Source organism: Planctomicrobium mucosum (genome assembly GCF_051466335.1).
Taxonomy (GTDB): Bacteria; Planctomycetota; Planctomycetia; order Planctomycetales; family Planctomycetaceae; genus Planctomicrobium.
Map to the genome: position 1 here is coordinate 2,835,028 of NZ_CP195793.1, position 11,400 is coordinate 2,846,427.

5 protein-coding genes are annotated in these 11,400 nt (G+C 53.4%); 4 read left to right on the top strand and 1 reads right to left on the bottom strand.

Translation table 11 applies throughout. The features are described 5' to 3' along the window. Positions 1-113: 113 nt before the first annotated feature. Positions 114-4,187 carry a DUF1553 domain-containing protein gene (locus SH668x_RS11460; RefSeq protein WP_437185195.1) on the top strand — a complete coding sequence of 1,358 codons (4,074 nt, stop codon included), beginning with the start codon at positions 114-116 and terminating at the stop codon, positions 4,185-4,187. A 159-nt stretch (positions 4,188-4,346) separates the two neighbouring features. After that, positions 4,347-5,780: a DUF1501 domain-containing protein gene (locus SH668x_RS11465; protein WP_437188539.1), complete on the top strand. Its 1,434-nt coding sequence runs from the start codon at positions 4,347-4,349 to the stop codon at positions 5,778-5,780. Between the two features lie 145 nt (positions 5,781-5,925). Here the strand turns inward: SH668x_RS11465 and SH668x_RS11470 are convergent, their stop codons facing one another. Continuing rightward, the gene (locus SH668x_RS11470; protein ID WP_437185196.1) at positions 5,926-6,417 is read right to left on the bottom strand and encodes a winged helix-turn-helix transcriptional regulator; all 492 of its coding nucleotides are present in this window, start codon (positions 6,415-6,417) and stop codon (positions 5,926-5,928) included. A gap of 108 nt (positions 6,418-6,525) precedes the next feature. Between SH668x_RS11470 and SH668x_RS11475 the strand changes: the two genes are divergently transcribed. Next, positions 6,526-7,956: an efflux RND transporter periplasmic adaptor subunit gene (locus SH668x_RS11475; RefSeq protein ID WP_437185197.1), complete on the top strand. Its 1,431-nt coding sequence runs from the start codon at positions 6,526-6,528 to the stop codon at positions 7,954-7,956. A 146-nt stretch (positions 7,957-8,102) separates the two neighbouring features. Next, positions 8,103-11,378 (top strand): efflux RND transporter permease subunit, encoded by a 3,276-nt coding sequence (locus tag SH668x_RS11480; protein WP_437185198.1) that lies wholly within the window; start codon positions 8,103-8,105, stop codon positions 11,376-11,378. The last annotated feature ends 22 nt before the right edge of the window (positions 11,379-11,400 follow it).

Consider the following 11,400-nt stretch of genomic DNA (forward strand, 5'->3'; position numbering starts at 1 on the left):
TCGAATTTGCAGCGTTTCCCACTGCCCGACATTCGGGGTTTTTGTTCAGCTTGAGTGCAACGGTTTCGGGCAGGCTCCGATCAATTCGCGTTCAAATTCAATGAGGGTTCGTGATGCTGAGTAGTTTTGAACGTCGAATTCGGGGTGCTATCACACTCCTTCTATTTTGCTTTTTTCATTGCGTCGTTGGGGGCTCTCCGCTCCTTGCGGACGATAACGCGATGAGCGACAAGGAGTCATTCTTTGAAGCGAAGATTCGCCCTGTCCTCATCGAGCACTGTTATAGTTGTCATAGCAGTGCAGAAAAGATGGAAGGGGGCTTGGCTGTCGACTTTGAAGGAGGGCTCCTGATCGGCGGAGACTCGGGACCGGCGCTGGTGGCTGGAAACGCGAGTGAGAGTCTGTTGTTACAGGTCATTCGACATGAAGTCGATGGCATGGAGATGCCGCTGAACGCGCCCAAGCTTTCCGATGATGTGATCCGGAATTTTGAGATCTGGATCAATCAGGGGGCAGCTGATCCTCGCAAAACACCACCGGTCGCGAACGAGGAATCGAATCAACTCGATTGGTCGGTCGTGCTGGATGGGCGAAAGAAATGGTGGAGTTTGCAGCCAATTGTTCCGGCGGCGGCTCCGGAAGTGAAGAATCACGAGTGGTCAGATCACCCGATTGACCGGTTTCTTCTTTCCAAGCTCGAGCAGGCGGGGTTGGAGCCCGCTGAAGACGCTGCCGTAGAAGTCCTGATTCGACGACTCTTCTTTGTGTTGATCGGACTTCCACCGGATCGAGACGAGTTGACGCTGTGGACAGCACGACTTTCTCACGCAGATGCAGCGGCCCGTGAGCAGGCCTATGTTGAGCTGGTCGATGAGTTGATTGCGCGCCCACAGTTTGGAGAACGCTGGGCGAGACATTGGATGGACTGGTTTCGCTATGCAGAATCGCATGGATCGGAAGGAGATCCAGAGATTGTCGGGGCGTCGGAATACCGCGATTATCTGATCCGCTCCTTCAATGCCGATATCGGCTATGACCAACTGTTACGAGAATATGTTGCGGGTGATTTGCTTGAAAGCCCTCGAGTCGACGCTGAGCTGAAAATTAACGAGTCGATCATCGGGCCAGCTCAGTGGCGCATGGTTTTTCACGGGTTTACTCCGACCGATGCACTTGATGAGAAGGTGAGATTTGTTGATGACGCGATCGACGTCTTCTCAAAGGCGACGCAGGCGATGACAGTTTCGTGCGCGCGGTGCCACCACCACAAATTCGACGCCATCAGTCACGATGATTACTACGCCATTTTCGGGGTCATCAGTTCTTGCCGTCCCGGCCGCACGGTGATTGACCTGCCTGAAGTTCAGGATCGAAATGTCGCTGAGCTTCATCGGCTCAAGTCTGATATTCGAGATGAACTCTTGAAAACGTGGCTGCATTCTCTGGATCAAAATGCCCTGCAATGGGATCAGGGCAACGGGGAAGCGGAAAATTCAATTCTGCATCCACTCCATCAGCTGAAAGAACTGGTTGCACAAGGCAAGAGTGCGCCTGAGGTCTGGAGTTCGATTCAAGCACAACTGCGGGCGCAACAGGAGCAGTCTGCCCAATTCGACAATGCCGATCATTATCAGAACTGGAAGTTTGATGATGCCGATGACGTGAACAGTTGGAATCGGAACGGGCTTGGGCTCAAGCAATCGTCGATCTCCCAGCCTGAATATGTGATCGCGCTCAACGGAGAGAATGTATTGAGTAACATTTTCCCGCGTGGCCTGTACTCGCATGGAATTTCCAACAAGCATGGGGCCCGTGCTGGGTCTGTGGAATTCGATGTTGCAGAAGACCTCGATGTGTGGATGCTCGTGTGCGGCGAGGGGGGTGCAACCGCCCGTTATGTCATTCAGCACTACCCGCGAAACGGGTTAACATTCCCCATTCTCCAGCCGAATGCAAATTGGCAATGGCATCGGCAGGATTTGTCTTACTGGAATGGAGACAAGGCATATGTCGAGTTTGCAACGGCCTTGGATGCACCACTCCCCGTCTCTGGTTCTGAAAGATCGTGGTTTGGCGTTCGCCAAGTTGTCGTTACAAAAAAAGGTGCGACTCCTCCGGCGGTCGGAGCGCATGAAGGATTGAAATCGATCGTTGAGCAGACAGGAACCGCGATTGAATCTGTTGCCGATCTCGAACTCGCTTATGTGACTGCAGTACGCGCAGCATTAAAGGATTGGCAGCGGAATTCGCTCTCCGATGATCAGGCAATTTTGCTGCAAAACTGTCTGAAGGAGCGGGTTCTTTCCAATGATGTCAATCAGTCATCTGAGTTAAAGCGACTCGTGGAACGGTATCGTCAGCTGGAACAGGAGATCCCTGTTCCTCGCCGTGTGCCGGGGTTGGAAGAAGCTGCCCCGCAAGATCAGCATCTCTATGTTCGTGGGAATCACAAAACTCCAGGGCATGTCGTTCCGCGGCGTTTTCTTGAAGCGATTGATGCCCGACCATTTTCTGCAGACGAGAGTGGTCGCCGTGAACTGGCAGAGCGACTTCTCGACCCGAGTAATCCTCTCACACGTCGTGTTATTGTGAACCGCATCTGGCACCACGTATTTGGTCGCGGATTGGTCAGCACCCCGGACAATTTTGGGAAAATGGGTGCGACTCCGACTCATCCGGAATTACTTGATCAACTGGCATTGGACTTTTCGAAAAATCATTGGTCGATCAAACGGCTGATTCGCGAATTGGTGCTGACTCGTGCATGGCGGATGGATTCTGTTCCGTCAGAACTCGCAAGAGAAAAAGATCCTGAGAATGCCCTGCTCTCGCATGCGTTTGTGCGACGACTCGATGCTGAGGCAGTCCGTGATGCTCTTCTTGATGTCTCAACAAAGCTCCAGCTGGAGCAGTACGGTTCCCCTGTCAACGGGACAGTGCCGCGTCGTAGCGTCTACGTTGCGGTGCGGAGGAATGCTCTCGACCCGTTTCTGCGAGTCTTTGATTTTCCAGAGCCATTCAGTGCGGTTGGAAAGCGGGATGTCACGAATGTTCCCGGGCAAGCGCTGACGATGATGAACGACCCGTTTGTCGGGGCGCTCGCGACAGATTGGGCGCGAAACATCTCAGGAGATGTCGACCTCACATCTGATTCCGATCGTCTGGCTGCGATGATGCAGGATGTCGTCTCTAGAATACCGACACAACAGGAACTGGGGCTCCTTAATGACTATCTTCAGAGTCTGCGCAAGGCACATCAGGAACGTCAGCAGCAACGGAGCGAACTGGATGCAAAAGTCGCAGAAGTTGATGGAGAGATTCGGTTGATCCTTGACGTGTTAATGGAACGATCTGGCGGCGAGGCAGGACCGCAACTTGAAGCGTTTGCACGCTGGGATTTTTCGAACGAGCAATCTCTTGCTCAGCATGCAATTCCCTTGCAAAACGAAAATCAAGTGGATTTCAGAGGGGGAACTGCACGCTTTGACGGCGCTAGTTACCTCGTCTCTTCCCCTCTGGAGATGACCCTCAGAGAAAAGTCCATGGAGGTCTGGGTTCAGCCGGATGATTACGATCAGCGAGGTGGCGGGGTCATGACCTTGCAGCTAGCGAACGGAGATCGGTTTGACTCGATCGTTCTGGGGGAGATTGCGGCTGGTGAATGGATTGCGGGGAGTGATTTCTTTAATCGAACACGTTCATTCGAAGGTCCAGCGGAAAATGGTTCTTCTGACGGACCGATTCATCTGATGGTCACCTACAGTGAGTCCGGTCTGGTGACGGCCTATCGCAATGGCGACGTGTACGGGAAGCCATATCAGGTTCAATTGGAAGAGTTCCCGGCAGGTCAAACAATCGTTTCGTTTGGAGTCCGCCATCTGCCCGCAGGTGGGAACCGGATGTTTAAAGGGACTGTTGCGGCTGCCGCCTTATACGATCGATGCCTGACCCCGGATGATGTGAGGTGGGCCTTCAATCATCGTCTTCCAAATATTGGCGGCGCACTCATGTCTCCACTCCTTACGGACGCCGAAAAAACGCAACTCGCAGCGAATTATGAAAAGCAGAAACGACTTCGCGAGCAGATCAACTCCCTGCCCGCATGGGAGCCCGATCAGCAACTCGCTGTCTACACCGAGATCGCCAAGGCAATGTTTCTGATGAAGGAATTCGTGTACCTCCGTTAGATGCACTTTCAGTGTGTGTGGACATCGTGAGGTAGTTAAGAACTGAACTGAGTCTCCACTCAATGGCTATGCCGGACTTTTCATAAGATGTTGATGACAAGCGATGAGTGGGGCGGGAATCTGGTTCTGAACAAGATCAGACATTCACAGGAAAACGAGATGTTCTTTAATCAGCTGACACGTCGGGACGCATTGCGACGTTCTTCAATCGGGTTCGGATCGCTGGCGATGTCTGCTCTGTTTACAGAACAGGTAAGAGCTGAAGAGCTGATCGGAACACCGGGAGCGTTAACAACGCTGCACCACCCCGTAAAAGCGAAGCACGTGATTTTCTGTTTTATGTCCGGAGGCGTGTCGCACGTCGATTCTTTCGATCCGAAGCCGTTGTTAACGGAGATGCACGGAAAGCCGATGCCGGTCAAAGTTGAGCGAACCCAGTTCAACAATAACGGCAACATCATGGGGAGCCCGTTTCAGTTCAGGAAATGCGGCGAATCCGGGATTGAGATCAGTTCGATGTTTCCGGAAGTGTCCAAGGTCGCTGATGAACTGACTGTGATTCGTTCGATGACTTCTCCCGTCAGCGAGCACGCACAAGGCAACTTCTTCATGCATACGGGCTTCCCGTTTATGGGGCACCCGAGTGCAGGAGCCTGGGCAGCCTACGGGCTGGGAACCGGCAATCAGAATCTCCCTGCGTATGTGGTGCTCCAAAGTGGAAGCGCTGTGGCCCCGCATGGTGGTGTCAGTTTGTTCTCAAACGGATTTTTGCCGGCCCAACATCAAGGCTCGATTCTGTCTGCCGACCGCCCGGAGGCGATCCGCAATATTCGATCGATGGACCTTGTTGAATCGCAGCGCCGTCGACTGGATCTCGTTCAGCAGCTTGACACGCAATTTCTGTCATCGGCTGCACAGGATGCACAGGTTGAAGCTGCCATCGAGAACGCTGAAGTCGCGTTCAGAATGCAGTCTGCAGTGCCGGAGCTTTGCGATCTCTCGGGCGAGACTCAGGCGACGCTGGAAATGTACGGCGTTGAATCAACGGATCGTGAGAAGTCAGCGTATGCCAAGCAGTGCTTGCTTGCGCGAAGACTGATTGAGCGCGGAGTTCGCTTTATTGAGCTGAGTTGCCTGACACGGGGGATTGGAGCAGGAAACGGACCAAATCCCTGGGATCAGCACGGTGATCTTGAACTTGGTCATCGAAAAATGGCTGAGCAAGTGGACCAACCGATTTCAGCATTGATTCAGGATCTTCGAGCACGAGGTCTACTGGATGAGACGCTGATCATCTGGGCGGGAGAATTCGGACGCACCCCATTCTCACAAGGAGGGAATGGTCGAGACCATAACCCTTACGGCTTCAGCGTCTGGATGGCTGGCGGGGGTGTCAAAGGGGGAACGATCTATGGTGCGACGGACGAGTTTGGGTACCACGTCGTCGAGAACCCGGCAACCGTCTACGATCTTTGGGCGACTGCGCTGCACCAGTTGGGGGTTGATCATCGAAAGTTAACTTACCGTTATGGTGGCCGAGATGTTCGCTTGACCGATGTGCATGGGAACGTGTTGCACCCGATCCTCAGCTAATCACCTTCGATTGGTGAACGTTCAGCAGGCACTGCTAGGAAGCTAGGAGACGCGTGCGTTGTCGGCCTGGAATTCCGCGACAATGTGGCACAGAGCGAACTTTTGGCGGAGAGACGTGTCTGGTGACGTGTCTACTCAAAGTGAATCAGCGGTTTTCATGAAGTGTAGCAGCCAGGACTTCCTCTCGCTGCTTGCGCTTCTTCTCACATGTGATGAGGTATCCCGAATTTGTGATCTCTTTCCCTGTGAGACGATCAATCAATACCGGATCCGTCAACTCACCAGTCTGAGTGTCGATGACATTCAGTTTGGTACCGTCGTTCGAAAAGTGCTTATTTCCCCAGAGGAGTAGTGCCACGAGGACTGGCTGAAAATCGCGTCCTTTTTCAGTCAGAATGTATTCATCTCGAGGAGGATGATCGCAGTAGCGACGGCGTTCCAAAAGTCCATCGTCGACGAGTCCTTTGAGCCGCCGTGTGAGAATCGTCGGAGCGATTCCGAGGCTTTTTTCGAACGATTCGAATCGAGTCATTCCTTCGATGGCATCTCGGAGGATGAGGATGCTCCACCAGTCGCCGATCTGGTCGACGCAGCGTGCGACGGGGCATTCAAGATGGCTGACACTTTTGCGGCGCATTGACAGTGTCCGATGGAGTGACTACTTTTATGATAGTCACCCGTCTGAGGAGATCGGAAGACGATCCGGGACGAGAAGGGGCAAATTCTTTCAACCTTGTGATAGCACATGATGACTTTTCGTCAAGCTTTAATAACGTGGTCTCCCCTTGCTCTCCTCGCATCGTTGTCGATCATCGGGTTGTCAGGGTGCGAAAAGCCTCAAGCAGAAGGTGGACAGGCCTCCCTTCCCGAAGTTGTTACAACCTCTCCGATCAAGTTCGAGATGGTGGAATGGGATGAGTATGTCGGTCGTCTGAGCCCGACTGACTTCGTCGAAGTTCGTTCGCGAGTGAGCGGTTATCTATCCTCTACGAATTTTGTGGAAGGTCAGATTGTTAAGCAAAATGATCTGCTATGCGTTATTGACCAGCGACCTTTTCTGAATGAACTCCGTCGTGCTCAGTCAGATATCAAACGCTCAAATTCACAGGTGAAGCAGGCTCAAGCGACATCTGCACAGGCTGAAGCCGAATTACAAGCGGCCCAGTCCCGTTTAGCACTTGCTGAAAAGCAGTTGGTCCGGTCGAAAACGCTTGTCGATCAACGGGCCGCATCGCAGGATGATTTCGAAGTTCGAGACTCCGAAGTGTCACAGGCGATTGCGAATGTGAAAGCTGCGGAAGCTCGATTGCAGCTGACAAAAACCGCGATTACTTCAGCACAGTCCGCGGTCAATACAGCTGAAACGAATCTGGCGGTCGCGCAATTGAATCTCGAGTACACCGAAGTGCGTGCTCCGATTACCGGACGCGTGAGTTCAAGGCGAGTGACCGAAGGAAACCTCATCAGCGGCGGTGAAGCAGGTTCCACTCTGATCACGACAATCGTTTCCCTGAATCCAATCTACTGCGAATTCGATACGGACGAAATGTCCTATTTGCGCTACGATCGCCTGGCACGAGAAGGAAAACTCGGGAGCTCTCGGCAGATAAAACACCCGGTCTACGTGGCATTGGCCAATGAAGGGAAGACTTTCCCACACACTGGGCATATGGACTTCGTTGACAACCAGCTTGATCCGTTAACCGGGACCATGCGTTGCCGGGCGATCCTTTCCAATGACGACCACTCGCTTACTCCAGGTCTGTTCACCCGCGTTCGCATTCCCGGAAGTGAACTTCATGAAGCGATTCTGATTCCGGATTTGTGTGTCGGAACTGCACAGGCAGACAAGTTTGTATTCGTGCTGAATGAAAAGAACGAAGTGGAACGCAGGATTGTCACTCTTGGATCGATCGTCCGCGGGTTGCGCTTGATCAAATCGGGCCTGACTGGCGACGAGAGATTGGTTTACAAAGGACTCCAGCGAGTTCGCGGCGGAGAGACTGTCGAGTCGACCCACGAAAAAGTGGAGATATCACAAGACGAACTGCCATTGGATCACTCTCCTGTCCCCGAGGATAAATGGATCTCACGAGAGAGTCCCGGTCCGATTTACACCAATCCAAAGCCAGCCACTCAGCCAGCGACAGTGCCTGCTACCGGAGCTACCGAGTAGTATCCTGATTCATACTGAGACCCGGATCGGAATCGGCTTTTCATTCAGAACGTGTTCTTGGTCTAGTCAAGAGCGATTCTTTCCCACTGCTACAAAAGCTCAGCCGCCACAATGCTCCATCTTCCGACGACTCCCGGAAAGAGATCATGAAGTTCGCACACTTTTTCATTGACCGCCCGATCTTCGCGACGGTGACTTCCATCGTGACGGTGATCCTCGGGGCGATCGCGTATATTTCGCTCCCGGCGGCCCAGTATCCGGACATTGTCCCTCCGACAATCGTCGTGAAAGCGTCTTATCCAGGAGCGTCACCAGAGGTGATCGCCGATACCGTGGCGACGCCGATCGAACAGGAAGTCAACGGTGTGGAAGACATGCTCTATATGTCTTCACAGGCAACCGTTGACGGCCAGATGGATCTCACGATTACGTTCAAGCTAGGGACCGATTTAAACAAAGCTCAGGTTCTTGTTCAGAATCGAGTCGCGGTGGCTCTCGCCCGGCTTCCGGAAGATGTGCGGCGTCTGGGAGTCAACACGATCAAGGCATCGCCCGACCTGCTCATGGTGATTCATCTGATCTCGCCAGAACAGAAGTTTGACCAGCTCTACATTGGGAACTACGCATTGATCCAGGTGCGCGATGCGCTCGCTCGCGTTGAGGGGGTCGGTAGTGTCAACATGCTGGGGTTGCGCGAATACAGCATGCGGATCTGGCTCGACCCGCAGAAGATGGCCCATCTTTCGTTGACTCCCGCTGATGTGGCGACCGCGCTGCGAACGCAGAACGTTCAGGTCGCATCCGGGGTGATTGGCCAGCCGCCGATCGAGCAACCGGGTGATTTTCAGTTGATCGTCAGTACTTTGGGACGGCTGTTGAATCCAGAGCAATTCTCCAACCTGGTTGTTCGTACCGGAGAGGATGGACGTATTGTTCGCGTGAAGGACGTGGCTCGCGTCGAGCTGGGTGGTCGTGAATTTACGATCAACAGCTATCTCGACGGTCAGACGTCCTCTGTCTTGGCGATCACCCAGCAGCCGGGTTCCAACGCGCTGTCGACTGCTGATGGTGTTCAGGCTGAAATCAAAAGACTCTCGGCGGACTTTCCACCGGGACTTGAATACCGCATCGTCTACAACCCGACGGTGTTTGTCCGTGAGTCGATCGATTCTGTGATTCACACGTTATTCGAAGCGGCGATTCTTGTTGTGATTGTCGTTCTGCTGTTTTTGCAGAACTGGCGTGCCAGCGTTATTCCGCTACTGGCCATTCCGGTTTCGCTCATTGGAACCTTCGCAGCGATGGCGGCCTTCGGGTTTTCGCTGAACATGTTGTCGTTGTTCGGACTGGTGCTCGCGATCGGAATTGTGGTGGATGACGCGATCGTGGTGGTGGAAAACGTCGAGCGGCATATAGCAGCTGGACTCTCCCCGCGAGACGCGACTTATAAAGCGATGACTGAGGTGACGGCAGCGGTTATCGCAATCGCAGTTGGTCTCTCGGCGGTGTTCGTTCCGACAGCCTTCATCTCAGGGATCAGCGGGCAGTTTTACAGGCAATTCGCCTTGACGATCGCGGTGTCGACCCTGCTCTCCGCGTTCAACTCGCTGACGCTGACTCCAGCACTGTGTGCGATGCTTTTGAAGCCACACGATGCCCCCAAGGATTTGTTTACGAAAATTTGGGATGCCCTGTTTGGTTGGTTCTTCAAGATTTTTAATGCCACTTTTGAATGGGTGACCGGGAAATATGCGAAACTCGTCGGCTGGAGCGTGCGAGTGATCGCTCTGCCGCTCCTGATGTATGTCGCGCTGGTGGGGGTCACTGGATACGGCTTCTCGAAGGTTCCAACGGGATTCATTCCAACGCAGGACAAGCAGTACCTGATCACTGTGGTTCAATTGCCTGACGGTGCTTCTCTGGCCCGTACCGATGCAGTAGTGAAGCAGGCGACAGAGATCATTCTGAAAAATCCGCTGGCGGCTCATGCTGTTGCGTTTGTCGGGTTTTCTGGAGCGACCCGATCCAATAACCCGAGCCAGGCTGCGATCTTCATCGTTCCACATATAGGCGACGATCAAGGTCACGGCCATTCAGCACCGATTTTGTCGCAGCTACCTGATTTACAAAAAGAACTGGCGACGATTCCCGACGCCAATATCTTCGTCATCCCTCCCCCTCCCGTTCAGGGACTGGGGACTTCGGGCGGGTACAAGTTCCTCGTGCAGGACCGTGGAGGATACGGTTCGCAGGAGCTTCAAAAGGCGACCGACAATTTGATTGCGGCAGCGGCCAAGGAACCCTCGTTGGCTCGCGTTTTCACGACATTCCGCGCATCGACGCCACAGTTGTTCGCTGATGTTGATCGTGTAAAGGCGAATATGTTGAAGGTCTCAATGACCGACATCTTCGACGCGTTGCAGACAAATCTGGGATCGTCTTATATCAACGATTTCAATTTGTATGGACGAACCTTCCAAGTGCGTATGCAGTCCGAGCAGGAATTCCGCGATCAGCCTGAAGACATCTTGCAGATCAAGACCCGTAACGCGACTGGGCAAATGGTGCCACTGGGGTCTGTTTTGAATGTCGAATGGAAGAGTGGACCGGACCGGGTGGTTCGTTACAACATGTTCCCGTCGGCGGAAGTTCAGGGAGATACTGCTGCGGGCTTCAGCTCTGCGGATTCGATCGCTGCGATTGAGCGGTTGGCTAAAGAACATCTTCCGCCGGGGATGGGGATTGCCTGGACCGATCTGGCCTATCAGCAACAGCTCGCGGGAAACACTGCGATATACATTTTCCCGTTATGTGTGTTGTTCGTTTTCCTCGTGCACTCTGCGGAATATGAGAGCTGGACGTTGCCATTGGCGATCATCCTCATTGCTCCTGTCTGTTTGCCATTCGCCCTGTTTGGAGTCTGGTTCCGTGGGATGGACAACAACCTGATTACTCAGATCAGTTTCGTGGTGTTAATTGGGCTCGCGGCCAAAAACGCGGTGCTGATCGTGGAATTCGCCAAGCAGCTTGAAGAAGAGGGACGCTCCACTGTGGAGGCTGCTATTGAAGCCTCTCGCCTCAGGTTGCGTCCGATTATTATGACATCGTTCGCATTTATCCTCGGGGTGTTGCCGCTCGCGAGGGCATCTGGTCCCGGCTTTGAGTTGCGTCAGATCCTCGGAACGGCAGTGTTCTCCGGAATGTTGGGGGTGACCCTGTTCGGGTTGATTCTCACACCAACCTTCTATGTCGCACTCAGGTATCTCTCGAACATGTTTTGGGGACGGTCTGTGCTTCATGTGCATCCGAAAACTGTTCACGGCGAACCGTCGTTGGACATCGCCAGCCACGGGCATCCCGTTCCGCACCGACAGGAAGATCTGTTGACTGTGAACCGGAATGGGGAGCGTGGAAATCATTAAGTTCGAGTGGGAATGACGCTTG

Coding starts and splice junctions, on each gene's coding strand:
- SH668x_RS11480 (WP_437185198.1), top strand. CDS start 8,103: ATGAAGTTCGCACACTTTTTCATTGACCGCCCGATCTTCGCGACGGTG.
- SH668x_RS11470 (WP_437185196.1), bottom strand. CDS start 6,417: ATGCGCCGCAAAAGTGTCAGCCATCTTGAATGCCCCGTCGCACGCTGC.
- SH668x_RS11475 (WP_437185197.1), top strand. CDS start 6,526: ATGATGACTTTTCGTCAAGCTTTAATAACGTGGTCTCCCCTTGCTCTC.
- SH668x_RS11465 (WP_437188539.1), top strand. CDS start 4,347: ATGTTCTTTAATCAGCTGACACGTCGGGACGCATTGCGACGTTCTTCA.
- SH668x_RS11460 (WP_437185195.1), top strand. CDS start 114: ATGCTGAGTAGTTTTGAACGTCGAATTCGGGGTGCTATCACACTCCTT.